Annotated in this window: 27 protein-coding genes, 10 tRNA genes and 1 rRNA gene; 29 read left to right on the top strand and 9 right to left on the bottom strand. The window is 43.0% G+C overall.

Going from position 1 to position 26,860, the window contains the following annotated elements; all coding sequences use genetic code 11:
* The first annotated feature begins 11 nt into the window (after positions 1-11).
* The 11 genes from rrf to FZ952_RS10275 all read left to right on the top strand — a co-directional run bounded on the left by rrf (position 12) and on the right by FZ952_RS10275 (position 1,142).
* A 5S ribosomal RNA gene (rrf, locus tag FZ952_RS10325) occupies positions 12-127 on the top strand.
* Between the two features lie 29 nt (positions 128-156).
* Positions 157-229: transfer RNA gene (locus tag FZ952_RS10320), tRNA-Val, on the top strand.
* Between the two features lie 4 nt (positions 230-233).
* Positions 234-306: transfer RNA gene (locus FZ952_RS10315), tRNA-Asp, on the top strand.
* A 77-nt stretch (positions 307-383) separates the two neighbouring features.
* Positions 384-456: transfer RNA gene (locus FZ952_RS10310), tRNA-Lys, on the top strand.
* Positions 457-461: 5 nt separating this feature from the next.
* Positions 462-543, top strand: a tRNA-Leu gene (locus FZ952_RS10305).
* Positions 544-559: 16 nt separating this feature from the next.
* Positions 560-632 (top strand) — tRNA-Thr (locus tag FZ952_RS10300).
* A gap of 15 nt (positions 633-647) precedes the next feature.
* Positions 648-719: transfer RNA gene (locus tag FZ952_RS10295), tRNA-Gly, on the top strand.
* A 5-nt stretch (positions 720-724) separates the two neighbouring features.
* A tRNA-Leu gene (locus FZ952_RS10290) sits at positions 725-810 on the top strand.
* A gap of 15 nt (positions 811-825) precedes the next feature.
* Positions 826-899 (top strand) — tRNA-Arg (locus tag FZ952_RS10285).
* Positions 900-953: 54 nt separating this feature from the next.
* Positions 954-1,027 (top strand) — tRNA-Arg (locus tag FZ952_RS10280).
* 41 nt (positions 1,028-1,068) lie between these two features.
* Positions 1,069-1,142 (top strand) — tRNA-Pro (locus tag FZ952_RS10275).
* A gap of 47 nt (positions 1,143-1,189) precedes the next feature.
* Here the strand turns inward: FZ952_RS10275 and FZ952_RS10270 are convergent.
* Together FZ952_RS10270 and FZ952_RS10265 are read right to left on the bottom strand one after the other, a co-directional pair.
* Positions 1,190-2,466 (bottom strand): ISL3 family transposase gene (locus FZ952_RS10270; protein WP_262366361.1). Its coding sequence is split into 2 segments (ribosomal slippage): positions 1,190-1,956 and positions 1,956-2,466, totalling 1,278 coding nucleotides; the frame shifts between segments, so codons are not numbered across the junction.
* 532 nt (positions 2,467-2,998) lie between these two features.
* On the bottom strand, positions 2,999-4,363 hold the full coding sequence (locus FZ952_RS10265; RefSeq protein WP_148881604.1) for an aspartate kinase: 1,365 nt from the start codon (positions 4,361-4,363) through the stop codon (positions 2,999-3,001).
* A 253-nt stretch (positions 4,364-4,616) separates the two neighbouring features.
* Here FZ952_RS10265 and FZ952_RS10260 point away from each other — a divergent pair, with 253 nt between their 5' ends.
* The 13 genes from FZ952_RS10260 (at position 4,617) to FZ952_RS10200 (ending at position 15,294) form a co-directional block, all read left to right on the top strand.
* Positions 4,617-5,408: an enoyl-CoA hydratase gene (locus FZ952_RS10260; protein WP_148881603.1), complete on the top strand. Its 792-nt coding sequence runs from the start codon at positions 4,617-4,619 to the stop codon at positions 5,406-5,408.
* A 142-nt stretch (positions 5,409-5,550) separates the two neighbouring features.
* The gene (locus FZ952_RS10255) at positions 5,551-5,985 is read left to right on the top strand and encodes a MarR family winged helix-turn-helix transcriptional regulator (RefSeq protein WP_062201938.1); all 435 of its coding nucleotides are present in this window, start codon (positions 5,551-5,553) and stop codon (positions 5,983-5,985) included.
* The gene (locus FZ952_RS10250) at positions 5,985-6,959 is read left to right on the top strand and encodes a beta-ketoacyl-ACP synthase III (RefSeq protein WP_148881605.1); all 975 of its coding nucleotides are present in this window, start codon (positions 5,985-5,987) and stop codon (positions 6,957-6,959) included. The genes FZ952_RS10255 and FZ952_RS10250 overlap by 1 nt, the downstream gene beginning before the upstream one ends.
* A gap of 55 nt (positions 6,960-7,014) precedes the next feature.
* Positions 7,015-7,239, top strand: a complete 225-nt coding sequence (locus FZ952_RS10245; RefSeq protein WP_002893611.1) for an acyl carrier protein — start codon at positions 7,015-7,017, stop codon at positions 7,237-7,239.
* Between the two features lie 135 nt (positions 7,240-7,374).
* Positions 7,375-8,349 carry an enoyl-[acyl-carrier-protein] reductase FabK gene (fabK, locus tag FZ952_RS10240; RefSeq protein ID WP_062201936.1) on the top strand — a complete coding sequence of 325 codons (975 nt, stop codon included), beginning with the start codon at positions 7,375-7,377 and terminating at the stop codon, positions 8,347-8,349.
* On the top strand, positions 8,342-9,262 hold the full coding sequence (gene fabD, locus FZ952_RS10235; protein WP_148881602.1) for an ACP S-malonyltransferase: 921 nt from the start codon (positions 8,342-8,344) through the stop codon (positions 9,260-9,262). Before fabK ends, fabD begins: the two co-directional genes overlap by 8 nt.
* Positions 9,263-9,274: 12 nt before the next feature.
* Positions 9,275-10,009, top strand: a complete 735-nt coding sequence (gene fabG / locus FZ952_RS10230; protein ID WP_148881601.1) for a 3-oxoacyl-[acyl-carrier-protein] reductase — start codon at positions 9,275-9,277, stop codon at positions 10,007-10,009.
* A gap of 53 nt (positions 10,010-10,062) precedes the next feature.
* Positions 10,063-11,295: a beta-ketoacyl-ACP synthase II gene (fabF, locus tag FZ952_RS10225; protein WP_148881600.1), complete on the top strand. Its 1,233-nt coding sequence runs from the start codon at positions 10,063-10,065 to the stop codon at positions 11,293-11,295.
* Positions 11,296-11,793 (top strand): acetyl-CoA carboxylase biotin carboxyl carrier protein, encoded by a 498-nt coding sequence (accB, locus tag FZ952_RS10220; RefSeq protein ID WP_148881599.1) that lies wholly within the window; start codon positions 11,296-11,298, stop codon positions 11,791-11,793. It begins immediately after the preceding gene.
* Positions 11,790-12,212, top strand: coding sequence for a 3-hydroxyacyl-ACP dehydratase FabZ (gene fabZ, locus FZ952_RS10215; RefSeq protein ID WP_008809611.1), 423 nt, complete (start codon positions 11,790-11,792; stop codon positions 12,210-12,212). The genes accB and fabZ overlap by 4 nt, the downstream gene beginning before the upstream one ends.
* Positions 12,213-12,230: 18 nt before the next feature.
* Positions 12,231-13,598 carry an acetyl-CoA carboxylase biotin carboxylase subunit gene (accC, locus tag FZ952_RS10210; RefSeq protein WP_148881598.1) on the top strand — a complete coding sequence of 456 codons (1,368 nt, stop codon included), beginning with the start codon at positions 12,231-12,233 and terminating at the stop codon, positions 13,596-13,598.
* 65 nt (positions 13,599-13,663) lie between these two features.
* Positions 13,664-14,527, top strand: a complete 864-nt coding sequence (accD, locus tag FZ952_RS10205) for an acetyl-CoA carboxylase, carboxyltransferase subunit beta (protein WP_148881597.1) — start codon at positions 13,664-13,666, stop codon at positions 14,525-14,527.
* On the top strand, positions 14,524-15,294 hold the full coding sequence (locus FZ952_RS10200; protein WP_148881596.1) for an acetyl-CoA carboxylase carboxyl transferase subunit alpha: 771 nt from the start codon (positions 14,524-14,526) through the stop codon (positions 15,292-15,294). The genes accD and FZ952_RS10200 overlap by 4 nt, the downstream gene beginning before the upstream one ends.
* Positions 15,295-15,512: 218 nt before the next feature.
* On the opposite strand, the gene serS is transcribed toward FZ952_RS10200, so the two are convergent.
* The 6 genes from serS to FZ952_RS10170 all read right to left on the bottom strand — a co-directional run bounded on the left by serS (position 15,513) and on the right by FZ952_RS10170 (position 21,374).
* Positions 15,513-16,790: a serine--tRNA ligase gene (serS, locus tag FZ952_RS10195; protein WP_148881595.1), complete on the bottom strand. Its 1,278-nt coding sequence runs from the start codon at positions 16,788-16,790 to the stop codon at positions 15,513-15,515.
* Between the two features lie 212 nt (positions 16,791-17,002).
* Positions 17,003-17,374, bottom strand: a complete 372-nt coding sequence (locus FZ952_RS10190) for a DUF956 family protein (RefSeq protein WP_148881594.1) — start codon at positions 17,372-17,374, stop codon at positions 17,003-17,005.
* Positions 17,375-17,445: 71 nt separating this feature from the next.
* The gene (locus FZ952_RS10185; RefSeq protein ID WP_148881593.1) at positions 17,446-18,357 is read right to left on the bottom strand and encodes a PTS system mannose/fructose/sorbose family transporter subunit IID; all 912 of its coding nucleotides are present in this window, start codon (positions 18,355-18,357) and stop codon (positions 17,446-17,448) included.
* Positions 18,358-18,375: 18 nt separating this feature from the next.
* Positions 18,376-19,179: a PTS mannose/fructose/sorbose transporter subunit IIC gene (locus tag FZ952_RS10180; protein ID WP_148881592.1), complete on the bottom strand. Its 804-nt coding sequence runs from the start codon at positions 19,177-19,179 to the stop codon at positions 18,376-18,378.
* Positions 19,180-19,223: 44 nt separating this feature from the next.
* On the bottom strand, positions 19,224-20,213 hold the full coding sequence (locus FZ952_RS10175) for a PTS sugar transporter subunit IIB (RefSeq protein WP_062201916.1): 990 nt from the start codon (positions 20,211-20,213) through the stop codon (positions 19,224-19,226).
* A gap of 348 nt (positions 20,214-20,561) precedes the next feature.
* The gene (locus FZ952_RS10170) at positions 20,562-21,374 is read right to left on the bottom strand and encodes a Cof-type HAD-IIB family hydrolase (protein WP_148881591.1); all 813 of its coding nucleotides are present in this window, start codon (positions 21,372-21,374) and stop codon (positions 20,562-20,564) included.
* A 159-nt stretch (positions 21,375-21,533) separates the two neighbouring features.
* Here FZ952_RS10170 and FZ952_RS10165 point away from each other — a divergent pair, with 159 nt between their 5' ends.
* From FZ952_RS10165 to brpA, 5 genes are all read left to right on the top strand, one after another.
* On the top strand, positions 21,534-22,136 hold the full coding sequence (locus FZ952_RS10165; RefSeq protein WP_148881590.1) for a DUF1361 domain-containing protein: 603 nt from the start codon (positions 21,534-21,536) through the stop codon (positions 22,134-22,136).
* 164 nt (positions 22,137-22,300) lie between these two features.
* A complete protein-coding gene (locus FZ952_RS10160; RefSeq protein WP_148881589.1) occupies positions 22,301-23,722 on the top strand; it encodes an NCS2 family permease in 1,422 nt (473 codons plus the stop codon).
* A gap of 201 nt (positions 23,723-23,923) precedes the next feature.
* Positions 23,924-24,364, top strand: coding sequence for a tRNA (adenosine(37)-N6)-threonylcarbamoyltransferase complex ATPase subunit type 1 TsaE (tsaE, locus tag FZ952_RS10155; RefSeq protein WP_148881588.1), 441 nt, complete (start codon positions 23,924-23,926; stop codon positions 24,362-24,364).
* Positions 24,357-24,878, top strand: a complete 522-nt coding sequence (locus tag FZ952_RS10150; RefSeq protein ID WP_148881587.1) for a GNAT family N-acetyltransferase — start codon at positions 24,357-24,359, stop codon at positions 24,876-24,878. Before tsaE ends, FZ952_RS10150 begins: the two co-directional genes overlap by 8 nt.
* A 7-nt stretch (positions 24,879-24,885) precedes the next feature.
* Entirely contained in the window at positions 24,886-26,079 is a 1,194-nt protein-coding gene (brpA, locus tag FZ952_RS10145; RefSeq protein ID WP_148881586.1) for a biofilm formation/cell division transcriptional regulator BrpA, read from the top strand.
* Between the two features lie 83 nt (positions 26,080-26,162).
* On the opposite strand, the gene FZ952_RS10140 is transcribed toward brpA, so the two are convergent.
* A partial coding sequence (locus tag FZ952_RS10140) for an ISL3 family transposase (RefSeq protein WP_148881585.1) occupies positions 26,163-26,860 on the bottom strand: 698 nt, incomplete at its 5' end.

Below are 26,860 nucleotides of genomic sequence, written 5' to 3'. Positions count from 1 at the left end.
AATTCAGAAAGTTAAGTGACGATAGCCTAGGAGATACACCTGTACCCATGCCGAACACAGTAGTTAAGCCCTAGAACGCCGGAAGTAGTTGGGGGTTGCCCCCTGTGAGATATGGAAGTCGCTTAGCAGGATAGGAAGTGTTAGTACTTCCTTTTTGGGAGTTTAGCTCAGCTGGGAGAGCATCTGCCTTACAAGCAGAGGGTCAGCGGTTCGATCCCGTTAACTCCCATATAGGTCCCGTAGTGTAGCGGTTATCACGTCGCCCTGTCACGGCGAAGATCGCGGGTTCGATTCCCGTCGGGACCGTTTCAATTGTAGGAAATGCAATTGAATGTTGCGGATGGATTAAGTGTCACTTAAGTCCTATTTGACAACTCTATAAAGACTCGTTAGCTCAGTTGGTAGAGCATTTGACTTTTAATCAAAGGGTCACTGGTTCGAGCCCAGTACGGGTCATATAAGCGGGTTTGGCGGAATTGGCAGACGCACCAGATTTAGGATCTGGCGCTTTAGGGCGTGGGGGTTCAAGTCCCTTAACCCGCATGAAGAATAGAAGTGAGCCGGCTTAGCTCAGTTGGTAGAGCATCTGATTTGTAATCAGAGGGTCGCGTGTTCAAGTCATGTAGCCGGCATTTTTTTATACAGATGCGAACGTAGTTCAGTGGTAGAACACCACCTTGCCAAGGTGGGGGTCGCGGGTTCGAATCCCGTCGTTCGCTTTGAGGCCGGGGTGGCGGAACTGGCAGACGCACAGGACTTAAAATCCTGCGATTGGCAACGATCGTACCGGTTCGATTCCGGTCCTCGGCATGAGAGTTTAAAAGAGCACCCTTAGCTCAACTGGATAGAGTACCTGACTACGAATCAGGCGGTTAGAGGTTCGACTCCTCTAGGGTGCATAAAAGTTTGATTTTTTTGACTTTTATGTTATAATGTATTTAGTATGATGAAGAGCACCCTTAGCTCAACTGGATAGAGTACCTGACTACGAATCAGGCGGTTAGAGGTTCGACTCCTCTAGGGTGCATATTAGAACGAAGTCTCATGACTCCGTTTTTAGATTGTTCTCGGGAAGTAGCTCAGCTTGGTAGAGTACTTGGTTTGGGACCAAGGTGTCGCAGGTTCGAATCCTGTCTTCCCGATACTAGTTTTTTTGGCTCTTTGTCAACTGTAGTGGGTTAACGAAAAGTCATACTCTGGAGAGGACCGAATTGGTTCTCTCCTTTTTGATATTCAAAGTGATGAGAATTCTAGTTCTAAAGTTGTCAAAGTTCCGAAAGCCAAAAGCGTTGCGCTTGATAACTTTGATGAGGTTGTTAGTGGCCTCTAGTTTTGCATTTGAGTAAGGGAGTTCAAGAGCGTTGATAATTTTATCTTTGTCCTTGAGAAAGGTTTTAAAAACAGTCTGAAAGATAGGATTTATACAAGCAATCCTTTCTTCAATGAGTCCAAAGAAATGCTCAGCTTGTTTCTCTTGAAAATGAAAAAGCAAGAGTTGGTAAAGATCATAGTGTTCTCTGAGTTCTTGAGAGTAAGAGAGTAGCTTTTCCAGAATCTCTTTGTTGGTCAAATGCATACGAAAAGTCGGACGATAAAAGCGTTTATCGCTGAGTTTTCGACTGTCTTGTTGAATGAGTTTCCAGTAGCGTTTCAATGCTTTGTATTCATGCGATTTTCGATCCAATTGATTCATGATTTGAACACGAACACGACTCATAGCCCGGCTGAGATGTTGCACAATGTGAAAGCGATCGAGGACGATTTTAGCGCATGGAAAAAGTTGTCTAGCCAAGTCATAGTAGGGACTAAACATGTCCATGGTAATGACTCTAACGCCGTTTCGGACCTGTCTGGAATAGCGCAGAAAGTGATTGCGAATCGTTGCTTGAGTCCGTCCATCTAGGATAGCTAGGATCTTTCTGGAATCGAAATCCTGTGCAATGAAGCTCATCTCTATCTGCCGATTGAAACAGTCACTTCCCTGACTGTTTCCACATCCCAGCTCATGTGTTCTGGAAGGTAGTTAAGGTCAGTTTTGAACTTGAATTCTTTCAATTTACGAATGACGGTGGAAGTAGAGACAGCCAAGTTTTCAGCGATAGCTGTCATAGGGACTTTGTCGATTAGTTTTTGAGCGATTTTCTGCTTGACGATGGTTGCGATTTGGTGATTCTTCTTGACTAAGGACGTTTCAGCGACAGCTACTTTCCCGCAATCTTGACAGCGGAAACGTCGTTTCCTTAGACGAATCAATGTCTTGTATCCCGCGCACTCTAGATAGGGAATTTTCGATTCTTTCTGGAAGTCATATTTAGCCATTTTTCCTTGGCAGTGAGGGCATTTAGGTGCGGGATAATCTAGCTTAGCGAGGATTTCTTTATGAGTCCCCGAGTCCTTGTAATCTAGAATGATGATATTTTTGTCTTTGATTTCCAGTAAGTTTGTGGTAAAATTTAATTGTTCCATAAGATTCTTTCTAATGATGGTTTCGTTGCTTTTCATTATAGGTCTTATGGGACTTTTTTTCTACAACAAAATAGGCTCCATAATCCCTGCGGTGGATTTACCCACTACAGAAATTATAGAGCCGTTTTAGATCATCGACTGATTCAAATGTTTCTTTAAAAACCATAGAACATTTTAGATTTAAGTATTCTAGCTCTTTTGCAATCCACTAAGTTGACTAAGAGCCCAAATAAAAAGGAAGAGTAAACTTCCCTGAGAGATAGCAAATCCGCCCAACTGAGGTTGAGCAGATTTTAGCATCTCGATAGAGCAGATGCTTTTATTTATGCATAAGGATGTATGAGTTGTCTCATGCTCCCTACTTATCCAATTTTTTGATAGACTAGAAAATGCTCTGTTAAAGACCACGGATTGATGATCTTTATTATAAAATGAATATCTTTTTTTGTCATGGCTTGACAGTCTCACTTCTGGAAGGTAGTGAGCTTTTGGAAGTGTCTAATAATCAAGTCTACTACGAATCTTAGATAATTTATTCTTTTGTTTGTGGTTTAAAGAAGGCTTTATATAGCGCTCGGATAGCAGCTTTTTCTTGTTCTTTATTGACTACGAACATGATAGATACTTCACTTGAGCCTTGGGACATCATTTGAATGTTGATATTATTTTCTGAAAGAGCTTTGGTTGCGGTAGCTGTAACCCCAATATGGCTTTTCATTTTTTCACCGACAATCATGATAATGGAAAGGTCGTGTTCAATTTCTGCATGATCAACCTCTGCTTTTTGGATAAGCTGGCGAAGGATTTCTTCCTCTTTGATAGGGGTCAATTCGCGCTCGCGCAAGATGATGGAGAGGTCGTCAATTCCTGTAGGCATGTGCTCCCAGCCAATGTTCAAATCTTCTAGGATTTGGAGAACCTGTCTACCAAAGCCGATTTCTCGGTTCATGAGATATTTAGACATATTGATACTTACAAAGCCTGCATCACCAGCAATCCCGACGACAGGTAAATGTTCCTTGCTATGTTTATGAACAATTTGCGTTCCAGGATGTTCAGGATTGTTAGTGTTTTTGATAACCAGTGGAATTTTACCACGGTAAGTAGGAAGCAGGGCCTCATCATGGAGAACAGTAAAGCCAGCATAGGCTAATTCCCGCATTTCACGGTAGGTCAGTTCAGGAATGGAATGTGGTTTGTGGACGATGCCAGGATGGGCTGCGAAAATCCCATCAACATCAGTAAAGTTTTCATAGATATCTGCTTTGACACCTGCAGCAATGATAGAACCTGTAATATCAGAACCACCACGAGAAAATGTGCAGATTTGTCCATCGCGGGTAACTCCGAAAAATCCTGGAATGACAAGAACTTCTTCGGAGTTGTTTAATTCCTCTATTTTATCATAGCTATATGGAAGAATTCGGGCATTACCCGGCTCACTGGAAACAAAAAGTCCAGCTTCTCTTGGATGTACATAGCGAGCAGGAACTCCGTTTTGGTTGAAGAAAGCTGCAATTAATTTTGCATTATTATCCTCACCAGCTGCAAGAAAAGTATCATATAGAAATTCATTCTCTTCAACTGGCAGAGTGGCTAATGAAACAATGTTTTTTGAAATTCTATCGAGAATAGTTGGCTTTAAATCTAGCTCCGCCACGATATCTGCATAACGGTTGATAATCCATTTTTGATGCAATGAAACATCATCACCAGCGATGTATGCACGATAGTATTTAATCAAAGCATCTGTGACTTTGGTATCAGAATCATTTCTTTTTCCTGGGGCTGATACAACAACGAATTGACGTTCTTTATCTGACTTAACAATATTTAACACTTTTTGTAATTGAGTTGCAGAAGCTAGTGAACTTCCGCCAAATTTTACAACTTTCATGGATGCTCCTCATATTTATTTTAAAAATTATAACAAAATTCTGAAAATTTTTCAATTCTTCTTTTTCAACCTCTAAAAGTAGTGAAGTTTGTGTAAATGACTTAACATCTGGTTATCATTTAAATTTATTTATTTTTTCTTTTCTTTCAAAATTATTTATGTTAGAATAGATACTGCATTATAATTTGATTATCAAATTATTTAATCACAAAATAAAATCGACTGAATATATCAAGTCGGGAATGGAGCTAGAATGACTTTCAATGGTATTCTTTACAAGGTAGCTGATGAAGTAGCGACCATTACTTTTAATCGTCCGGAAGTTTCAAACGGTTTTAATATTCCTATGTGTGAGGAAATTTTAGAAGCGATTGAACTTGCTGCAAATGATCAGGCGGTAAAATTTTTAGTCATCAATGCTAATGGGAAGGTATTTTCTGTCGGCGGTGACCTAGCTGAAATGCAAAGGGCTGTCAGTGCGGATGATATCCAATCCTTGGTCAAAATTGCAGAGCTGGTCAATGATATTTCCTTTGCCATGAAACGTCTACCGAAACCAGTTATCATGAGTGTGGACGGACCAGTTGCAGGGGCGGCTGTCAATATGGTCGTGGCTGCAGATTTCTGTATTGCGACAGAGAAATCTCGTTTTATCCAAGCCTTTGTCGGGGTCGGTCTGGCGCCAGATGCAGGTGGTCTTTACTTACTGACTCGGGCAATCGGTGTGACTCGGGCAACTCATTTGGTGATGACAGGGGAGGCTTTGACAGCAGAGAAGGCTTTGGAGTATGGCTTGCTCTATAAAGTCTGTGAGTCTGAAAAACTGGAAAAAACAACAGACCAACTTCTTAAAAAATTAAAACGTGGTTCGCTTAATTCCTATAGGGCCATGAAAGAAATGGTCTGGAAAAGTCTCTTCAGCGGTTGGAAAGAATATGCAGAGTTGGAGTTAGAACTGCAGAAATCCCTTGCGTTCACCGAGGACTTTAAAGAAGGTGTTCAAGCCTATACTGAAAAGCGTAGACCTAAGTTTAGAGGGAAATAGACGAAAATTGGCAAGGTTTACATCCCAAGAGTAATTATAAAAAATTATTTGATTTTCAAAATAATTTTCAAAAAGGCTTGCAAATTATTTTGATATCTGATAAAATTTGAATGCCAAAGTATTTTTTAAGGAGGTGTGGTTTTTGAATTTCCAGCTAGTAAATGATTATTTAACATCGATTTTTAACAATGTCTTGGTCATTGAAGAGTCCAGCCTCCGAGGCAGTCGTTTTAAAGATGTCTCTATTAAAGAAATGCATACGATTGATGTTATTGGCTCCACTCCAAATGCAACTCCAAGTGATATTTCAAGAGAATTAATGGTTACTTTGGGGACTGTCACCACCAGTTTGAATAATTTAGAGCGGAAAGGGTATATCGAACGTCGACGCTCAGAAATTGATCGCCGCGTAGTTCACCTGAATCTGACTAAAAATGGTCGGCTTTTGTATCGCCTTCATAAACGTTTTCATAATCGGATGGTCATGCAGGTGGTTGAAGGAATGAGTTCGGAAGAAAGAAAAGTGATGCAAAAAGGTCTGCATAACTTATATAATTTTTTAGAGGAGCTGAAATGATGAACTACGCAAAGATTAGCCAAACTGCGCATTATGCTCCTAGTCAAATTGTCACGAATGATGATTTGGCAAAATTGATGGACACTAGTGATGAATGGATTTCAAGCCGGACAGGGATTAAAAAACGTCACATATCTTTAAATGAAACCACCAGTGATTTAGCGACAAAGGTTGCTAAGCAGTTGTTAGAGAAAGGTAGAATTTCTGCTGATGAGATTGATTTTATCATCGTTGCAACTATTACGCCTGATTCTATGATGCCTTCTACTGCAGCTAGGGTTCAAGCGAATATTGGCGCTAAGGATGCTTTTGCTTTTGATTTGACGGCAGCCTGCAGCGGTTTTATCTTTGCTTTGTCTACAGGTGAGAAATTTATTTCTTCTGGACGGTATAAAAAAGGTTTGGTCATTGGAAGTGAAACCTTATCAAAGGTTGTGGATTGGTCAGATCGCACGACTTCGGTATTGTTTGGTGACGGTGCTGGCGGTGTTTTACTTGAAACTTCAGAAAGACAGCATTTTTGGGCTGAAAGTCAGTTTACAGATGGTCTGAGAGGTGAGAGTCTGACTAGTGGCAGGCTTGGCTTGTCTTCACCTTTTTCAGAGAAGCAAGAAGATACACGTTATTTGAAAATGGAAGGTCGGGCAATCTTTGACTTTGCCATTCGAGATGTGGCTCAATCAATTAAAAGCACCATTGAGGAAAGCCAGTTTTCAGTAGATGATTTGGACTATCTGCTCTTGCATCAGGCCAATATCCGGATTTTGGACAAGATGGCTAAGAAACTGGGAGTCACTAGGGAAAAGTTGCCTGCTAATATGATGGAATATGGTAATACCAGTGCAGCCAGTATCCCGATTTTATTATCTGAGTGTGTCCAACAGGACTTGATTAAGCTGAACGAAAATCAGACAATTTTGCTGTCAGGTTTCGGTGGAGGTTTGACATGGGGCACGCTTATTGTTACAATTTAGTTAGTCATGTGGAAACACATTGATAAAAAATATTTATTTTTAAAGGAGTCTATCCATGGCAGTATTTGAAAAAGTACAAGAAATTATCGTTGAAGAACTTGGCAAAGAGCCATCAGAAGTTACGCTTGAGTCAACTTTCGATGATCTTGAAGCTGATTCATTGGACTTGTTCCAAGTTATTTCAGAAATCGAAGATGCTTTTGACATCCAAATCGAAACTGAAGAAGGCTTAAATACAGTTGGTGACTTGGTTGCTTACGTAGAAGAAAAAACAAAATAAACAAGAACTTGAGAGTATCGTGAGATATTCTCTCTTGTTTAGGTAATAGTTTGACTGTCAAAGTAAAGAAATACATCTCGCATGTGGTAGTTTGGAATCCAGCTATTACTTAAGCAATGATTAGAGGAAGGTATTATGCAAACACGAATTACAGAATTATTAGATATTAAATATCCTATTTTTCAAGGTGGAATGGCCTGGGTTGCGGACGGTGACTTGGCTGGTGCGGTTTCAAAAGCTGGTGGTCTTGGCATCATCGGTGGTGGAAATGCTCCTAAGGAAGTGGTGAAGGCCAATATTGACAAAATCAAGTCTTTGACAGACCGTCCTTTCGGTGTCAATATCATGCTTCTCTCTCCTTTTGCAGAAGATATTGTGGATCTTGTCATTGAAGAAGGAGTTAAAGTGGTGACGACTGGCGCGGGCAATCCAAGTAAGTACATGGCTCGCTTCCACGAAGCAGGCATTACCGTAATCCCAGTTGTACCAAGTGTAGCTCTAGCTAAACGGATGGAAAAAATCGGAGCGGATGCGGTCATTGCAGAAGGGATGGAGGCCGGTGGCCATATCGGTAAACTGACTACCATGTCTTTAGTACGTCAGGTTGTAGAGGCTGTGAATATCCCAGTTGTTGCAGCTGGTGGTATTGCAGATGGACCAGGGGCGGCAGCTGGCTTTATGTTGGGAGCTGAAGCTGTTCAGGTTGGAACACGCTTCGTCGTTGCTAAGGAATCCAATGCTCACCAAAATTATAAAGATATGATCTTGAAGGCTCGGGATATTGATACGACAATTTCTGCTCAGCATTTCGGCCATGCGGTTCGTGCTATCAAGAATAAGCTAACTCGTGATTTCGAAAAGGCAGAAAAAGAAGCCTTCAAGCAAGAAAATCCAGATTTGACTGTTTTTGAAAATCTAGGTGCTGGTGCCTTGGCCAATGCGGTTGTCCGTGGCGATGTGGAAAATGGTTCGGTCATGTCCGGTCAGATTGCCGGCTTGGTTAGCAAGGAAGAAACAGTAGAAGAAATTCTCAAGGATATTTATTATGGCGCTGCTGAAAAGATTCAGCAAGAAGCAAAACGTTGGGCAGGAGTGACTAGAAATGACTAAAACAGCCTTTCTCTTTGCCGGTCAGGGGGCCCAGTATCTGGGGATGGCTCGTGACCTCTATGATCAGTATGGCGTGGTCAAGGCGACCTTTGAGGAAGCCAGCCAGGTTCTGGGCTATGATGTTCGGGAATTGATTGACCAGAATGAGGAAAAACTTAACCAAACTCGCTATACTCAGCCAGCAATTTTGACAACTTCTGTTGCTATTTATCTCCTGCTAGCTGAAAAAGGAATCCAGCCTGATATGGTGGCTGGTCTCTCTCTAGGCGAATACTCAGCCTTGGTAGCAGCTGGTGCGCTGGACTTTAGAACAGCGGTAGCTCTAGTCGCTAAACGCGGAGCTTTTATGGAAGAAGCTGCCCCTGCTGGCTCTGGAAAGATGGTTGCAGTCCTGAATACAGATGTGGCTGTTATTGAGGCAGCCTGTCAGACGGCTAGTCAGCTGGGAGTAGTCTCTCCAGCCAACTACAATACTCCTAGTCAAATCGTCATTGGGGGCGATGCGGCAGCGGTGGACAAGGCGGTGGAATTACTCAAGGAAGCAGGTGTGAAACGCTTGATTCCGCTGAATGTTTCTGGCCCTTTCCATACGGCTCTCTTGAAGCCAGCTAGTGAACAGTTAGCTCAGGTTTTGGCTGAAACGGAATTTGCTGATTTTCAGCTTCCGCTGGTAGGCAATACAGAAGCGGATATTATGGAAGCTGACAGAATTAAGGAATTACTGACTCGCCAGGTCATGGAACCAGTTCGTTTCTATGACAGTATCGCTAAAATGCAGGAAGCTGGTGTGACAGAATTTATCGAGATTGGTCCAGGGAAAGTCCTGTCTGGCTTTATTAAGAAAATTGACAAATCAGCAGTTGTTCATTCTGTTGAAAGTGTAGACACTTTGACAGCCCTACTGGAAAAATAATGGGGAATACCAATGGAATTAAAAAATAAAAATGTTTTTATTACGGGATCTAGCCGTGGAATCGGTCTGGCCATTGCACATAAGTTTGCAAGTGCAGGTGCCAATATTGTCTTGAACGGGCGCGGTCAAATTTCAGATGACGTTTTAGCTGAGTTTGCTGGTTATCCAATCAAAGTCGTGGCTATTTCGGGAGATGTATCTGATGGTATTGATGCGAAGCGGATGATTGATGAGGCAATTGTGGCTTTAGGGTCTGTAGATGTCTTGGTTAACAATGCTGGGATTACTCGAGATAAGCTCATGCTTAAGATGACAGAGGAGGACTTCGAGCAAGTGCTGAAGGTCAACTTGACTGGAACCTTTAATATGACACAAGCTGTCTTGAAACCAATGACCAAGGCTCGCCAGGGAGTAATCATTAACTTATCAAGTGTTGTCGGTTTGACTGGTAATGTCGGTCAGGCCAACTATGCAGCTTCTAAAGCTGGCTTGATTGGATTTTCTAAGTCGGTTGCCCGTGAAGTGGCAGCGCGCAATATCCGTGTCAATGTAATTGCCCCAGGCTTTATCGAATCTGATATGACAGACGGGCTTCCTGAAAAAATCAAAGAAGCCTCCCTTGCTCAAATCCCAATGAAACGGTTCGGGAATACCGGAGAAGTGGCTGATGTCGCCTTGTTCTTGGCGGGTCAGGAATATCTTACCGGTCAAGTCATCACGATTGATGGCGGGCTGACCATGCAGTAATTTCAAATGAATTTGGATTTGAAAGTTCACCAATCATCATAAAGGAGTTCACTATGAAACTAAATCGAGTTGTTGTAACAGGTTATGGCTTAACCTCTCCCATCGGAAACACACCAGAAGAATTTTGGAATAGTTTAAAAGAAGGTAAGATTGGGATTGGTCCCATCACCAAGTTTGATCACAGAGATTTTGCTGTTCATAATGCGGCAGAAGTTCAAGATTTTCCTTTTGATAAATATTTTATCAAGAAAGACACCAATCGTTTTGACAACTATTCCTTGTATGCTCTTTATGCCTCTCAAGAAGCGGTCAATAATGCTGGTTTAGATGTTGAAAATATTGACAAGGATCGCTTTGGTGTCATCGTTGCATCTGGTATCGGTGGTATTAAGGAAATCGAAGATCAAGTCATTCGTTTGCATGAGAAAGGTCCGAAGCGTGTCAAACCGATGACCTTGCCAAAGGCTCTGCCAAATATGGCAGCTGGGAATGTGGCTATGCGCTTCGGAGCAAATGGAGTATGTAAATCAATCAATACAGCTTGTGCTTCTTCAAATGATGCGATTGGTGATGCCTTCCGTTCTATCAAATTTGGTTTCCAAGATGTGATGTTGGTAGGTGGTTCAGAAGCTTCTATCACACCATTTGCGATTGCTGGCTTCCAAGCTTTAACGGCTCTCTCCACGACAGAAGATCCTGTCCGTGCGTCAATTCCTTTTGATAAAGACCGGAATGGTTTTGTCATGGGGGAAGGCTCAGGTATGCTGGTTCTTGAAAGTCTGGAGCATGCTGAAAAACGTGGAGCGACTATCTTAGCTGAAGTGGTTGGCTACGGCAATACTTGTGATGCTTACCACATGACTTCTCCGCATCCAGAAGGTCAGGGTGCTATTAAGGCGATTAAATTGGCTCTTGCTGAAGCGGAGATTAGCCCAGCAGATGTAGCTTATGTCAATGCCCATGGAACTTCAACTCCTGCTAATGAAAAAGGCGAAAGTGGTGCCATTGTTGCAGTTCTTGGTAAGGATGTTCCTGTTTCATCCACTAAATCATTCACCGGTCACCTGCTGGGTGCAGCTGGTGCAGTCGAAGCGATTGCGACCATTGAAGCTATGCGCCATAGCTTTGTACCAAAAACAGCTGGTACAAGAGAAGTATCAGATTATATTGAAGCAAATGTTGTATTTGGCCAAGGTAAGGAGCAAGAAATTCCTTATGCGATTTCCAATACATTTGGCTTTGGTGGCCACAATGCTGTTCTGGCATTCAAGCGCTGGGAGGACTAGATGAATATCAATGAAATTAAAGACTTGATGGCTCAGTTTGACCAATCAAGCCTGCGTGAATTTTCTTATAAAAATCAAAGTGATGAGCTGACTTTCAGTAAGAATGAAGGGCAAGCTGCAGTTGCAACAGCTCAAGCAGTCAGTGCAGCTCCAATCGTAGCTCCTGTGCAGCCAGTAAGTGCGCCTGTGATTGAGCCAACTCCTCAAGCAGCTCCAGCTGCAGCGCTTGAGCTGGCGCCAGAAGCTCCGGTTCCTGCTGCTGAAGGTGATGTTGTGGAAAGTCCTTTGGTTGGTGTGGCTTACTTAGCAGCTGGCCCGGACAAGCCGCCGTTTGTGACAGTTGGTGACCAAGTAAAAAAAGGTCAGACCCTGATGATTATTGAAGCCATGAAGGTCATGAATGAAGTACCGGCACCTAAAGATGGTCTGGTTACAGAAATTCTGGTCCAGAATGAAGAAATGGTTGAGTTTGGGAAAGGGCTGGTACGCATTAAATGATTGATATCAATGCAATAAAAGAAGCACTTCCGCACCGCTATCCCATGCTTTTGGTGGATCGCGTTTTGGAAGTCAGTGAAGATGAGATTGTCGCTCTAAAAAATGTGACAATTAACGAACCATTCTTTAACGGGCATTTTCCTCAGTATCCTGTCATGCCAGGTGTTTTGATTATGGAAGCTTTGGCTCAAACGGCTGGTGTGCTGGAGTTGTCTAAAGAAGAAAACAAGGGCAAGCTGGTCTTCTATGCTGGCATGGACAAGGTTAAGTTCAAAAAGCAAGTTGTACCAGGCGATCAATTGATTATGACGGCCAAGTTTGTCAAGCGTCGTGGCACCATTGCAGTGGTAGAAGCTAAGGCTGAGGTTGACGGAAAACTTGCAGCTAGCGGAACCTTGACCTTTGCGATTGGTCAGTAAGAAAGAGGAGATTTCACCATGTTTCGTAAAATTTTAATTGCTAACCGTGGGGAAATTGCGGTCAGAATTATTCGCGCAGCCCGCGAGTTGGGGATTGCGACAGTAGCAGTTTATTCAACGGCTGACAAGGAAGCACTCCATACCTTACTGGCTGATGAGGCAGTCTGTATCGGTCCAGCCAAATCCACGGACTCTTATCTCAATATGAATGCTGTGCTTTCGGCTGCTGTTTTGACCGAGGCAGAAGCTATTCATCCTGGTTTTGGTTTTTTGAGTGAAAACTCCAAATTTGCAACCATGTGCGAAGAAGTCGGTATTAAGTTTATTGGACCATCAGGTACTGTCATGGATCTGATGGGGGATAAGATCAATGCCCGAGCACAGATGATTAAGGCCAAAGTACCGGTTATTCCAGGATCTGATGGAGAGGTGTATACTTCTAAAGAAGCCTTGGAAGTAGCCGAAAAGATTGGCTATCCAGTCATGCTCAAAGCTTCTGCCGGCGGTGGCGGCAAGGGCATCCGTAAGGTTGAAAAGGCTGAGGATTTAGTAGCGGCTTTTGAGTCTGCTTCTAGCGAAGCTAAAGCGGCCTTTGGTAATGGTGCCATGTATATGGAGCGAGTGATTTATCCAGCTCGTCATATCGAAGTACAAATCCTGGCAGATCAGCAGGGCCATGTGGTCCACTTGGGCGAGCGGGATTGCTCTTTGCAGCGTAATAATCAGAAGGTGTTGGAAGAAAGCCCGTCTGTAGCGATTGGGAGAACCCTGCGCCAGCAGATTGGAGAAGCAGCTGTTCGGGCTGCTCAGTCTGTCGGCTATGAAAATGCTGGAACAATTGAGTTTCTGCTGGATGAAGCCAAGGGTGAGTTCTACTTTATGGAAATGAATACTCGGGTTCAAGTGGAGCATCCAGTCACAGAGTTTGTGACGGGGATTGACATCGTCAAGGAGCAAATCAAGATTGCTAATGGGCAGGAACTGTCCTTTGGACAGGATGATATTGAAATCCGAGGCCATGCAATTGAGTGTCGGATCAATGCTGAAAATCCAGCCTTTAACTTTGCGCCGAGTCCCGGTAAGATTTCTAATCTTTACTTGCCTAGCGGAGGAGTGGGCTTGCGCGTGGATTCAGCTGTCTATCCCGGCTACACTATCCCACCGTACTATGACAGCATGATTGCCAAGATTATCGTCCATGGAGAAAACCGATTTGATGCGCTGATGAAAATGCAGCGGGCTCTCTATGAGCTAGAAATTGACGGTGTTGTGACCAACAGCAGTTTCCAGCTGGATTTAATTTCTGATCCGAATGTGATTGCGGGAGACTACGATACAGCTTTTCTAATGGAAAAATTTCTCCCAGCTTATCAAGATAAAAATTAAGTGACAGAGAGTGGTTTTGTTTTAAATAGACAGAATCACTCTTAGATTTGATGAAGGAGTAAGCAATGCCTTTGTTTTCAAAAAAGGATAAATATATCCGAATCAATCCGAATCGGGCGATTCGTGAGACACCTCAGGCTAAACCAGAGGTGCCAGATGAACTATTCTCCAAGTGTCCAGGGTGTAAGCACACCATTTATCAAAAAGATTTGGGAAGCGAACGGATTTGTCCAAATTGTGGCTACACTTTCCGTATTACTGCATTTGAACGTTTGAGCTTAATCGCAGACGAGAATAGCTTTGATGAACTGTTCACTGGGATTGAGACAACGGATCCGCTGCGTTTTCCTCATTATAAGGAAAAACTGGCGCAGATGCGTGAAAAAACAGGTCTGGATGAGGCCGTTTTGACTGGTACAGCTCTGATTAAAGGTCGAAAAATTGCTCTGGGAATCATGGATTCCAACTTTATCATGGCTTCCATGGGAACTGTTGTAGGGGAGAAGATAACCCGTCTCTTTGAGTATGCGACAGAACAGAAGCTGCCAGTCGTTCTTTTCACAGCGTCTGGCGGTGCTCGGATGCAGGAAGGCATTATGAGTCTCATGCAAATGGCCAAGACCTCTGCTGCTGTGCAGCGTCACTCCAAGGCGGGGCTCTTTTACCTGATAGTCCTGACGGATCCGACAACAGGCGGTGTCACGGCTTCCTTTGCTATGGAAGGCGATATCATTTTAGCCGAAGCTCAAGCTTTGGTTGGTTTTGCTGGCCGTCGGGTTATTGAGTCTACTGTAAGAGAGAAATTGCCAGATGATTTCCAAAAGGCTGAATTTTTGCTGGAACATGGTTTCGTCGATGCAATTGTCAAGCGTGGTGAATTACGTGATACGATTGCCATACTTTTAAGCTTTCATGGAGGTGGCCTATGACAAGAATCATTCGGATCATCAAGGAAGCGCGTAATCAGGCGCGTTTAACGGCCTTAGATTTTGCTCGGGGGATTTTTGATGACTTTGTGGAATTGCACGGAGATCGTTCTTTTCGTGATGACGGTGCCGTTATTGGCGGTATTGGAACCTTGCAGGGCCAGCCTGTAACGGTTGTCGGGATTCAGAAAGGGCGCAATCTCCAGGATAATCTGCGGCGAAATTTTGGTCAACCTCATCCCGAAGGATATCGTAAAGCTCTGCGTTTGATGAAGCAGGCAGAGAAATTCGGTCGTCCGGTTGTGACTTTTATCAACACTGCAGGAGCCTATCCTGGGGTCGGCGCTGAGGAGCGTGGACAAGGAGAAGCGATTGCCCGCAATCTCATGGAAATGAGTGACCTTAAGGTGCCCATTATTGCCATTATCATCGGTGAGGGCGGTTCAGGTGGTGCTCTGGCACTGGCTGTTGCAGATAAGGTCTGGATGCTGGAAAATTCCATGTATGCGGTATTAAGCCCAGAAGGCTTTGCCTCTATTCTCTGGAAAGATGGCAGTCGGGCTATGGAGGCAGCTGAGCTGATGAAAATCACTTCCCATGAACTGCTGCAGATGGGAGTTGTGGATAAGGTTATTCCAGAACGCGGATTCAATAAATATGAACTCTTAGCTGCGGTCAAGGAAGAAATCAGTACTGAGCTGGCTCAACTTTCCAAACTACCTCTGAAAGAATTATTGGAAAATCGTTATCAACGATTCAGAAAATATTAAAAACCGAGTTGAACTCGGTTTCTGATTGAAGACAAGCATCAAGATGAGATGTTTGTCTTTTTTTATTTAGCTTCTTTGACCAACTGTATAAAATGGGTGAAAATTCTCATATAAAATTCATTTTGACAGAAGATAGCTTCAAAGAGAATCCTTAGCCTCTATTAGCGGTCATTGATTGCTAGTCGATGTACAAATTGCAGATATCACAGTGGATTCGCTTATTCTGCTGTAATGACTTCCAAGCCCCCCATGTAAGGACGTAGGACTTCAGGAATGGTCACAGAACCATCTTCATTTTGATAATTTTCTAAGATAGCTGCTACCGTGCGTCCGACAGCCAATCCAGACCCGTTGAGAGTATGGAGGAGTTTGACTTTGCCATCTGCTTCGTCACGGTAGCGGATTTGAGCTCGACGAGCTTGGAAATCTTCTGTGTTAGAGCAGCTGGAAATTTCACGATAGGTGTTCTGAGCTGGAATCCAAACTTCCAAGTCGTAGGTCTTAGCAGCTGAGAAGCCCATGTCGCCAGTAGAAAGGGCAACGACACGGTAAGGCAGATTAAGCTTTTGCAGGATGTTTTCTGCATTGGCAGTCATCTTTTCCAGCTCTTCATAAGATTCTTCTGGCTTGGCAAATTTCACCATTTCAACCTTGTGGAATTGGTGCAGGCGGATCAGACCGCGCGTGTCACGACCAGCAGAACCAGCTTCAGAACGGAAAGATGGGCTCATAGCTGTGAAGTAGATTGGCAATTCTTTGCCATCTAGAATTTCGTCTCGATAGTAGTTGGTCAGCGGAACTTCAGCAGTCGGAATGAGCACGAAGTTGGTATCAGCCAGCTCAAACGTATCTTCTTTGAACTTAGGATATTGCCCTGTCCCAAACATAGAATCATGGTTGACCATGTAGGGAGTGATGACTTCTGTATAGCCTTCTTTGCCATGCTCGTCCAACATGAAGTTGTAGATAGCGCGCTCTAATCGAGCTCCTAAGCCCTTGTAGAAGAGGAAGCGGGCTCCAGTAACTTTTGCCCCGCGTTCCCAGTCTAGGATGTCCAAGTCTTCGCCTAGATCCCAGTGAGCCTTAGCTTCAAAGTCAAATTGGCGCGGTGTACCCCAGCGGCGGACTTCTACATTATCATCCTCGTCTGCCCCGACTGGCACGCTATCGTGCGGAATGTTTGGTAGGGTTGTGGTGAACTCGGTCAATTTAGCATCTAATTCAGCCAAAGTAGCATCTAAGTCCTTGACTTGGGCAGATAGTTTTTGCATAGCAGCGATTTTGTCGTCCGCATTTTCTTTGTTGCGCTTGGCTTGAGCAATCTCAGCAGAAACGGTGTTGCGTTCTGCTTTGAGATTTTCTACTTTTACCAACAAATCACGTCGTTGCTCATCAATTTCCTTCATTTGATTGAGCACATCAGCTGCTACGCCACGGGTAGCTAATTTCTCTGCGACAGCATCAAAGTCTGTCCGAATGCGTTTTAAATCTAACATAAAACCTCCAAAAATAAAAGCACACCGAGGAAACTGTTGGAGCGGCTAGGCCGCGGTTCCATCCAACTTCACTGGTGTGCACTTGATTATGTATGTAGTTGTATTGCAACGGTAGAATTTCACACTAGGCTCCTATCTGCTCGCAGCACCCGCAGACTTTCTGAAAGAAGCGTTAGTCTTACTTATCCGTTTCCTAGATTATACCGGATTTTCTATTTTTTTGCAAATAGATTTTTAAAGAATTGGCCAATTGTTTGCATCAAGGTAGGCAATTTGACGACTTTTTCATTTCCGATATGTTGCCGTGCAATTTTGAGAATCTTTCCAGTGTCCTTAGAAGCAAAGAGAAACTTGCCCTTGTCTGTAAAAACTTCGAAATGGCGACTGATATTTTTCCCAGAGACATTGGCACCGATCTGCTGGATGCTAGACCAGGGCAGTTGAACATAGTCTTCTACATTGGCATCAGCGTAGAATTCCAGTGCGACATCACCGACTAAAAATTTCCCAACCTTTCCACCTAAACCAAGATAGGAAACTCCTGTAGTTTGAAATTCAATCGATTTATTTTGCGATTGCGCCATAAAACATCTCCCTTTTAAATGATATAGCTATTATACCACAATAAAAAGAAGGCCGAAACCTTCTTCTTTGATTACATGAAACCAATAACACGGGCAACAATACCAACAACGAAAAGTCCGATGATGATTGTGATTGGTGAAACTTTCTTCTTAAGCAACCACATGCAGAGGAAGGTAAGGAGAAGTCCCATCAAACCTGGAATCAGAGAGTTAATTTGCCCTTGAAGGCTGTTTGCTTTTTCAGGAGTCAAGCTCAAGCCGCCTGCAACATCACCCAAGATTTTCTGAAGTTCTTCACCAGTTACGGCACCTTTAGGGAAGTTGATATAAGCCCCTTCAGAGAGTTTTGTAGATGGCAATTGAAGCGCAAAGCTAACGTTTACCCAGCGTGCAACCAATACAGCCAAGATAAACATACCAAGGATAGATGCACCTTTGGTGATGTCTTGGAGGATACCACCAGACATGTCTTTTGTGATTTCAGAACCAGCTTTGTAACCCAATTCTTGAGTGTACCACAAGAAGGCCATACGGATTGCGTTCCAAAGAACGAAGAAGAGAAGTGGGCCGATGATATTTCCTGACAGAGCAAGAGATGCACCGAGAGCTCCGAGGATTGGACGAACTGTAAACCAGAAGACTGGGTCACCGATACCAGCCAAAGGTCCCATCATACCGATTTTAACCCCTTGGATAGCTGCATCGTCAATTTCCGCACCATTTGCTTTTTCTTCTTCAAGGGCAAGTGTTACACCGATGATTGGAGCAGCAACGTATGGGTGAGTATTGAAGAATTCCAAGTGACGCTCAAGAGCAGCAGCTTGATCTTCTTTTTTAGTATAAAGTTTCTTGATAGCTGGAATGAGTGCGTATGCCCAACCCAAGTTTTGCATACGTTCATAGTTCCAAGAACCTTGCAAGAAAGTAGAACGCCACCAAACTTTTTGACGGTCTAATTGTGATAATTGAATTTTTTCAGTCATGATATAGCAGCTCCTTTCTTAGTAGTCTTCTAGGATATCGCCGATTGGATCGTTAGATGCAGCAGAACCGCCACCACCGTTTCCGCCTTTCTTAGAAAGGTTGAGGTAGATAAGGGCAATAGCTACACCGATAGCACCGAGGGCAATCAGAGTCAATTCGCTAATAGCTGCAAGGGCGAAACCGATAGCAAAGAATGGCCATACTTCACGGGTTGCCATCATGTTGATAACCATAGCGTAACCAACGGCAACGACCATTCCCCCGCCGACTGCCATACCACCTGACAACCAAGCAGGCATCATAGCAAGCAGGTTTTGCACTGCTTCTGCAGGGATTGCAAGAAGAAGGGCTGCAGGAATAGCGATACGAAGACCTTGAAGAAGAAGAGCTACAAAGTGAGCGCGTTCAACGCTAGCGAAGTCACCTTTTTTAGCAGCAGCATCAGCAGCGTGAACCAAGGCAACGGAGATAGTGCGCACAATCATAGTAAGGAAGAGACCAGCTACAGCAAGAGGGATTGCGATTGTAGTTGCAACAGTAATACCTTTGTTGGTAAAGTCCCCACCTTGAACCATAATGATAGCAGCAGCAACTGAAGCCAGAGCAGCATCAGGAGCAACGGCAGCACCAATGTTAGCCCAACCAAGAGCGATCATTTGAAGAGATCCGCCAAGGATAACACCAGCAGTTAAATTACCAGTCGCAAGACCAATCAAGGTACATGCAACCAATGGTTGGTGGAATTGGAATTGGTCCAAGATACCTTCAAGACCAGCTAGGAAGGCAACAAGGACTACTAAAACCATAGAAATAATAGACATGTTTTAAATCCTTTCATAATAATATGAGAGCGAAACGTTTAATATTATTGAACGTTGGCTTTGTTAATTAAGTCAAACAAATCTTTTTTAGAATCATTTGGTACTTTACGCACGTCGAATTCAACTCCGAGGTCACGCAATTTTTCGTAAGTAGCCACGTCGTCCTTGTCCATTGACAGAACGTTATTGACCATTGTCTTACCAGTTGAGTGAGCCATTGAACCTACATTGAGGGTCTTGATTGGCACACCGCCTTCGACAGCACGCAGAGCATCTTGTGGAGTTTCAAATAAGATAAGAGCGTGAGTATTACCGAAACGTGGATCTTTTGAAACAGCAATCAGCTTATCAATTGGAACAACGTTGGCTTTGACATTACCAGGTGCAGCTTGTTTGATGAGTTCTTTACGGAGTTCATCATTCGCTACAGAGTCAGAAGCAACGATGATACGGTCTGCTTTTGAATCTGGAGTCCAAGCAGTTGCAACTTGTCCGTGCAGCAAACGTGTATCGATACGAGCCAAATTGATTTTCAGTTTGCCATCTCCGATAACAGTTCCTTCTGGAATAGCTGCCTGAGCAACAGGTGCGGCAGCAGGTGCAGCACTTTCTGCAACTGGGTTCAGTTCTTCTGGAAGTGCTTTGACACCTTCCTTAGCTTCCTTGATGATATTTGCAACGACAGCATCTACGCCAGCGTTTGCATCCATCATGCGCTCTGTGTAGGCTTGAATTAGCATAGGCAGGTTCAAACCTGTAATAATAGCGAACTTGCGGTCTGGATTTTCACCCATGACACGGCTAGCTTGGTTAAATGGAGACCCACTCCAAAGGTCAGCCAAGACCAATACCTCATCGTTCGCATCAAACGAAGCCACAGCATCATTGAATTTTGCATACAAATCGTCAGGACCTTCGTTTGGCATGAAAGTTACAACTTGAACTTTCTCTTGCTCACCAAAAATCATAGAACCTGACTGATGAATGCCGGCAGCAAATTCACCGTGGCTGGCAATAATGATTCCAATACTCATTATTGTTTTTCCTCCTTATAAAATGTTTGACTTAAGTTTAAGAAAACTTTAAGGCTAGATATTATTATAAAACGTTTTCATGAAAAATGCAAGTGATTAGGCTAAAGTGACATCGATTTTCAAATAAATTTCTCAGAAAAAAGCCTATTAAATCACCATTTTTCATACTTTTAAGCACTTAAATAATTAGATAAAAATTAGGGAATGACACTAAATCTATTAATATATGAAATGAAAAGAAAACAGTTGAAAGCCGAGGCTGAAAAATGAAATTGCTAATGTTTGAAAGTATGTTTATTTTCCTGAAATAAGAAAAAACGAATCCTATTTAGGACTCGTCCATTGACTTTATAAGAATAAATTGTTAAGCTCATGTGCCACGCCGTCTTGGTCATTGGTCAGTTTAAGTTGCTGGTCAGCAAAGGGAAGCAGGGTTTCATTGGCATTTTTCATGGCATAGCCTGTTCCTGCAAACTCCAGCATTTCTGTGTCATTCTGTTCGTCCCCAAAAGCGATTAGGTCTTGGCGATCGACATTGAGGATATTGAGTAGGTATTGGAGGGCGAAGGCTTTATTGACGCCTTTAGGATTGCACTCTAGGATATTGAGCGGGCCTCCCCAGGTATTAATAGCGAGCTTATGCTGATAAAAAGCATTCATTTCAGCAGCAAGGGCATATTTATCGGTTGCATGCGTTTGCAGCAAAATGGCGTTAGGATTTTTGGTTACCAGCTGCGGTTGAAATTGATTTTCCGGTTTGAAATTGTCAATGCCAAACAGCTTAGGATCTGCGATCTCTTCATCTGGATTTGTGATGTAGAATTTTTTGCGGTATTCTCCAGCAATGAAATCAGCTTCGATTTCCTCTTTTCGCTGGACCATATCTAGTAAAAAGGACTTGTCTACCGTCAAGGACTGCTCAAATTCCCATTTTTTGTCAGGGATGTGCGTCAAGGAACCATTGAAATTAATCATAGGCGTATTGAGCTCCAATTCCTTATAAAAGTTTAGAGCCATACGGTAAGGACGTCCAGTGGTGATGATGACCTTGTGTCCTTTAGCTGATATTTTTTTGATGGTTTCTTTGGTAAAGTCAGACAGTTTACTCTCGGAATTCAGCAGAGTTCCGTCCAAGTCTACGGCGATTATTTTTTTTGTCATTTTTTCCCTCGTCAAGTATGGTACAGTCTATTATAACAGAATTAAGATTAAATGGCACAAGTTGTGGTATAATATTTCCTCAATAGATGAAATGCGATTGTTTTTTATTATTTTTCTTCTATAAAAGAGCGATATTTCGAGCGAAGGAGGAAATCTTGTATGCGCAAACCAATTTTGATTCACATTTTTTTCATGTTGATTTCGATTGTTGTTTATATTCAGGGGATAAGTGTCCAAGGTCCAGATTTGATCTGGAATATGATTTTGGCCCTGATTGCTTATGATGCTGCTGTGTTGACGGTAATTTTCAACACGCAAAAATGGCTTTACCCGCTTCTGCTGATGGTCTGGCTGGTCTTTTATCCGAATACCTTTTATATGCTGACGGATTTGGTCCACATGACCTGGGTAGGGGATGCTCTGTGGAATCCTGTCAGTATGCGTCTGTTTATGGCTTTTGTACCGAGCATTTTATTTGGAGTTTATTGTGGGGTTGAAAGCTGGAATATCCTGCGTGAGCGCTGGAAGTTGACTTGGTGGATAGATATGCTTGTGGTTGCGGCTCTGTCCTATCTGTCGAGTCTGGCTATCTATATCGGTCGCTATGACCGGCTCAATTCTTGGGACTTGGTGACGCGGCCACAGTTAGTTGTCCAAAAGTTACTGGAAACATTTCAGAGGGAATGTCTGGTATTTATCCTTGGATTTACCTTTATCCAAGTGATGAGTTTGCTCTTTTTAAGTAGAGAAAATAAAAAATAAGACATTTTAAAGTATTTTTTAGAGCATTAGGGTTGAAAAAGTGAATGTTTTTAAGTATAATCTTATTATTGTTCGTGAATAACGGATAGAAGTGATACTTTAAAAGAAATAAGGAGTTTTTCTTTTAATAAATTGCTATAAAACAATTTAGGAGATTATCTATAATGGATAAAATATTCAAACTCAAAGAGCACGGTACGGACATTCGTACGGAAGTTCTTGCTGGGTTAACGACTTTCTTTGCTATGAGCTACATCCTTTTTGTTAATCCAGCCATGCTGGCGCAAACAGGTATGCCGGCTCAAGGTGTCTTTCTGGCAACGATTATCGGAGCAGTTGCCGGAACGCTCATGATGGCCTTTTATGCCAACCTCCCTTACGCGCAAGCGCCGGGTATGGGTCTCAATGCTTTCTTTACTTTCACGGTTGTCTTTAGTTTGGGCTACACTTGGCAAGAAGCTTTGGGCATGGTCTTCATCTGTGGTCTGATCTCGCTCTTTATTACTTTGACTAAGATTCGTAAGACCATTATTGAGTCGATACCATCAGCGCTTCGTTCAGCTATTTCTGCTGGTATCGGTGTTTTTCTAGCTTATGTAGGGATTAAAAATGCCGGTCTTTTGAAATTTTCAATCGATCCAGGCAACTATGTAGTGGCTGGAAAAGGAGCTGACCAAGCCAAAGCTGCTATCACAGCCAATTCAGCTGCAACTCCCGGACTGGTTGATTTCAATAATCCAGCAGTTTTGCTGGCACTGCTTGGTCTAGCAATCACGATTTTCTTTGTTATCAAAGGCATCAAGGGTGGCATCATCTTGTCCATCTTTGCAACGACAGTAATAGCCATTGCTGTTGGTTTGGTTGACCTGTCTGCTATTGACTTTGGTCAGCATAATCTCGGAACGGCATTGACAGAACTTGGACAAATTTTTGGTGTGGCGGTTGGTCCAGAAGGTTTGGGAGCTCTCTTTGCTGATACGGCTCGTCTGACTCAGACATTTATGGCTATCCTTGCCTTCTCTCTGACGGATATCTTTGATACCATCGGTACCTTGATCGGAACTGGTGAAAAGGTGGGTATCGTAGCGACTTCTGGTGAAAATCATGAATCAGAAGGTTTAGACAAAGCTTTGTATTCTGACTTGATTGGGACCACTATCGGTGCGATTGCCGGTACTTCTAATGTTACTACTTATGTAGAGTCTGCAGCTGGTATCGGAGCTGGTGGCCGGACTGGTTTGACAGCCTTGGTTGTGGCGCTTTGCTTTGCGGTATCTAGCTTCTTTAGCCCGCTTTTGGCCATCGTTCCGACAGCAGCAACTGCGCCAATTTTGATTGTCGTAGGGATCATGATGTTGAGCAGCTTAAAAAATATTCAGTGGGATGATATGGCAGAAGCTATCCCAGCTTTCTTCACCTCTATCTTCATGGGCTTCACTTACAGCATCACACACGGGATTGCAGCAGGCTTTATCATGTATGCTCTTGTGAAAGTTATCAAAGGTGAAGCCAAGGAAGTGCATTCAATGATTTGGATTTTAGACTTGCTCTTCATCCTCAACTTTGTTAGTCTAGCCTTGTCTTAAAAATACCTAAGAAGTTGGAATCTTCCAGCTTCTTTTTTGTATCAACAATCCTTTTATGATACAGCGGCTAATACTGGTCTTATCTCTTAACAGAAGATACATGAACGTGCTCAGCATAGACGTTCTAGAGATTTGTATTGAAACATGTTATTTTCTTTAAAAATTTAAGCGTAAAACCAAATCTTTTGGTATAATATAAGAATGTTTAGTCATAATGAGGAAGAATTAATCGAATGGGGCCAGCGTCTCGGAGGCTTGCTTCAGGAACAAGATGTTTTGATTTTAACAGGGGACTTGGGAGCGGGGAAAACTACCTTTACCAAGGGTTTGGCTAGGGGTCTCGGTGTCAAGCAAATGATAAAAAGTCCGACCTATACGATTGTTCGGGAGTATGAAGGCTGCTTGCCACTTTATCACTTAGATGTTTATCGGATTGGTGAGGATCCAGATTCGATCGACTTAGATGATTTTCTCTTTGGTGAGGGAGTTACCGTCATTGAATGGGGAGAATTATTGGAGGACAGTCTGCCAGATGATTATCTGAAGCTGACAATTCTGAAGAAAGCTGATGGACGCGAGCTGGTCTTTGAAAGCAAGGGGCATCGTTCTCAGGAACTACTTGAGGAGCTGAAGCATGGCTGAATTTGAATTGGCCTTGCGCGAGGCAGAACAGACGGATGCAGAGACTTTGATTGCTTTTCTAAATCAAGTTGGGGCTGAGTCGGATTATATGACTTTAGATGAAGCTGGGATTTTGATGGATGAAGATCAGATGGCCAGTTTCATTCAGCACCAAGCGGAGTCAGAGAATCAGCTCTATCTCTTAGCGCTACTCGATGATGAAATCGCAGGTCTTGTTAGTATCACGGCGGATTTTCATGAGCGGATTCGACATATTGGGCAAGTCTTTATCGTTGTCAAAAAAGCTTTTTGGAATCAAGGTCTCGGCCGTATTCTGCTGGAAGAGGCTTTGTATTGGGCGGAGAATAACAGCAGTCTCCGACGATTGGAGCTAACTGTTCAGGTTAGAAATGAGCGAGCTGTCCATCTCTATAAAGAGTTAGGTTTTGAAATTGAAGGCCTCCAAAAAAGAGGGGCCTATTTAACAGAAGGGATATTTCTGGATGTTTACCTCATGGGTAAGCTGATAGATTGATGGAAATATGTTTAAAAAAATTTTACTAATGTTTTTAAGTCTTTTCGCAGTAACGGCAATCGGAGTAGGGGCTTACGCTTGGACTATTTACAATCAGTCGACGGACACCTTGTCCCGCACTTATAAAGGTTTAGGAAATGAAACAAATGTCATTGCCGAAACCAAGCCTTTGACAATTCTGTTGATGGGAGTAGATACAGGAAGCGGTTCGCGTTCTGATGCCTGGCAGGGAAATAGTGACTCGATGATCCTTCTCTCAGTCAATCCTAAAACAAAGAAAACGGTTATGATGAGTTTAGAGCGGGACATTCTAACTCAAATTGATGAAAATGGTCAAACGACCGAAGCCAAACTTAATGCGGCCTATGCTTATGGCGGTGCAGAATTAGCCATTTCGACGATTCAGGATTTGATGAATATCCATATTGACCGCTATGTGATGATTAACATGCAGGGTTTGGTTCAGCTGGTGGATGCGGTTGGCGGAATTGAGGTCAACAATACCTTTGATTTCCCGATTTCCATCGAAGAAAATGAGCCAGAATATACCGCGACTGTTGAGCCAGGTAAGCATTTGATCAATGGGGATCAGGCTCTAGTCTATGCTCGTATGCGTTATCAGGATCCAGAGGGAGATTACGGCCGTCAAAAACGCCAGCGTGAGGTTATTCGCAAAGTTGTTGAAAAAGTGCTGAGCCTCAATAGCGTTAGTCACTATCAAGCTATTCTACGAGCAGTGAGCAATAACATGCAGACCAATATTGCCTTGGATTCTGGAAGTATTCCTCAGTTACTAGGTTATCAGGATGCCTTTAGACATATTCAATCTGAGCAGCTGCGTGGAGAAGATGCGACATTGGCAGACGGTGGCAGCTATCAGTTGGTAACTTCAGAGCATTTGCTTGAAATGCAAAACCTAATCCGTAAAACTTTGGGGCTGGACTTGGTAAAAAGTTTGAAAACCAATGCGGTTCTTTATGAGGATTTGATGGGAGGCAATAGTCTCAGGAGTACAGATTCAAGTTCATATGAAGAATATAACGGAACCTATGATGCTACCAGCCAACCGGCAACTTATGGTGGTGGCTATAATTCCTATTCGGCGGAGGTGCCTAGCAATGCAGAAACAGTACCATCAGTTTCTTCTGTGGCACCAACTACTACCACAGGGGTTAATAGTACTCCTACAACAGCAGAGTAAAAAACAAGCTCAAAGTCAGCCGTTAGACTGAACTTTGAGCTTGTTTTTTAGGCTCTTTGTCAACTGTAGTGGGTTGATGTCAGCTAACATCTGGAGAGGACCGAATTGGTTCTCTCCTTTTTGATATTCAAAGTGATGAGAATTCTAGTTTTGAAGTTTTCAAAATTCCGAAAGCCAAAAGCGTTGCGCTTGATAACCTTGATGAGGTTGTTTGTAGCCTCTAGCTTTGCATTTGAGTAAGGGAGTTCAAGAGCGTTGATAATTTTATCTTTGTCCTTGAGAAAGGTTTTAAAAACAGTCTGAAAGATAGGATTTATACAAGCAATCCTTTCTTCAATGAGTCCAAAGAAATGCTCAGCTTGTTTCTCTTGAAAATGAAAAAGCAAGAGTTGGTAAAGCTCATAGTGTTCTCTGAGTTCTTGAGAGTAAGAGAGTAGCTTTTCAAGAATCTCTTGATTTGTCAAGTGCATGCGAAAAGTTGGGCGATAAAAGCGTTTATCGCTGAGTTTCCGGCTATCTTGTTGAATCAGTTTCCAGTAGCGTTTCAGCGCTTTATGTTCGTGCGATTTTCGATCCAATTGATTCATGATTTGAACACGAACACGACTCATAGCACGGCTAAGATGCTGTACAATGTGAAAGCGATCGAGGACGATTTTAGCCTTTGGAAAGAGTTTCTTAGCGATTTCGTAGTAGGGGCTAAACATGTCCATTGTAATGATCTTGACGCGACTTCTTACCTCTCTGGAATAGCGCAGAAAGTGATTGCGAATCGTTGCTT

The sequence above is a fragment of the Streptococcus sp. Marseille-P7376 genome (assembly GCF_902460385.1).
GTDB lineage: Bacteria > Bacillota > Bacilli > Lactobacillales > Streptococcaceae > Streptococcus > Streptococcus sinensis.
Note: the sequence above shows the minus strand (reverse complement) of the source record. Positions and strands in the feature narration are given on the sequence as shown.

Excerpts from the sequence above, each read along its gene's own strand:
- FZ952_RS10185 (WP_148881593.1), bottom strand. The coding sequence starts at position 18,357 with ATGACTGAAAAAATTCAATTATCACAATTAGACCGTCAAAAAGTTTGG.
- fabZ (WP_008809611.1), top strand. The coding sequence starts at position 11,790 with ATGATTGATATCAATGCAATAAAAGAAGCACTTCCGCACCGCTATCCC.
- FZ952_RS10190 (WP_148881594.1), bottom strand. The coding sequence starts at position 17,374 with ATGGCGCAATCGCAAAATAAATCGATTGAATTTCAAACTACAGGAGTT.
- FZ952_RS10160 (WP_148881589.1), top strand. The coding sequence starts at position 22,301 with ATGGATAAAATATTCAAACTCAAAGAGCACGGTACGGACATTCGTACG.
- FZ952_RS10170 (WP_148881591.1), bottom strand. The coding sequence starts at position 21,374 with ATGACAAAAAAAATAATCGCCGTAGACTTGGACGGAACTCTGCTGAAT.
- brpA (WP_148881586.1), top strand. The coding sequence starts at position 24,886 with ATGTTTAAAAAAATTTTACTAATGTTTTTAAGTCTTTTCGCAGTAACG.
- FZ952_RS10245 (WP_002893611.1), top strand. The coding sequence starts at position 7,015 with ATGGCAGTATTTGAAAAAGTACAAGAAATTATCGTTGAAGAACTTGGC.
- FZ952_RS10175 (WP_062201916.1), bottom strand. The coding sequence starts at position 20,213 with ATGAGTATTGGAATCATTATTGCCAGCCACGGTGAATTTGCTGCCGGC.
- tsaE (WP_148881588.1), top strand. The coding sequence starts at position 23,924 with ATGTTTAGTCATAATGAGGAAGAATTAATCGAATGGGGCCAGCGTCTC.
- fabK (WP_062201936.1), top strand. The coding sequence starts at position 7,375 with ATGCAAACACGAATTACAGAATTATTAGATATTAAATATCCTATTTTT.
- FZ952_RS10260 (WP_148881603.1), top strand. The coding sequence starts at position 4,617 with ATGACTTTCAATGGTATTCTTTACAAGGTAGCTGATGAAGTAGCGACC.
- accB (WP_148881599.1), top strand. The coding sequence starts at position 11,296 with ATGAATATCAATGAAATTAAAGACTTGATGGCTCAGTTTGACCAATCA.
- serS (WP_148881595.1), bottom strand. The coding sequence starts at position 16,790 with ATGTTAGATTTAAAACGCATTCGGACAGACTTTGATGCTGTCGCAGAG.
- accD (WP_148881597.1), top strand. The coding sequence starts at position 13,664 with ATGCCTTTGTTTTCAAAAAAGGATAAATATATCCGAATCAATCCGAAT.
- FZ952_RS10180 (WP_148881592.1), bottom strand. The coding sequence starts at position 19,179 with ATGTCTATTATTTCTATGGTTTTAGTAGTCCTTGTTGCCTTCCTAGCT.
- fabD (WP_148881602.1), top strand. The coding sequence starts at position 8,342 with ATGACTAAAACAGCCTTTCTCTTTGCCGGTCAGGGGGCCCAGTATCTG.
- FZ952_RS10150 (WP_148881587.1), top strand. The coding sequence starts at position 24,357 with ATGGCTGAATTTGAATTGGCCTTGCGCGAGGCAGAACAGACGGATGCA.
- fabF (WP_148881600.1), top strand. The coding sequence starts at position 10,063 with ATGAAACTAAATCGAGTTGTTGTAACAGGTTATGGCTTAACCTCTCCC.
- FZ952_RS10250 (WP_148881605.1), top strand. The coding sequence starts at position 5,985 with ATGAACTACGCAAAGATTAGCCAAACTGCGCATTATGCTCCTAGTCAA.
- FZ952_RS10265 (WP_148881604.1), bottom strand. The coding sequence starts at position 4,363 with ATGAAAGTTGTAAAATTTGGCGGAAGTTCACTAGCTTCTGCAACTCAA.
- FZ952_RS10165 (WP_148881590.1), top strand. The coding sequence starts at position 21,534 with ATGCGCAAACCAATTTTGATTCACATTTTTTTCATGTTGATTTCGATT.
- fabG (WP_148881601.1), top strand. The coding sequence starts at position 9,275 with ATGGAATTAAAAAATAAAAATGTTTTTATTACGGGATCTAGCCGTGGA.
- FZ952_RS10200 (WP_148881596.1), top strand. The coding sequence starts at position 14,524 with ATGACAAGAATCATTCGGATCATCAAGGAAGCGCGTAATCAGGCGCGT.
- accC (WP_148881598.1), top strand. The coding sequence starts at position 12,231 with ATGTTTCGTAAAATTTTAATTGCTAACCGTGGGGAAATTGCGGTCAGA.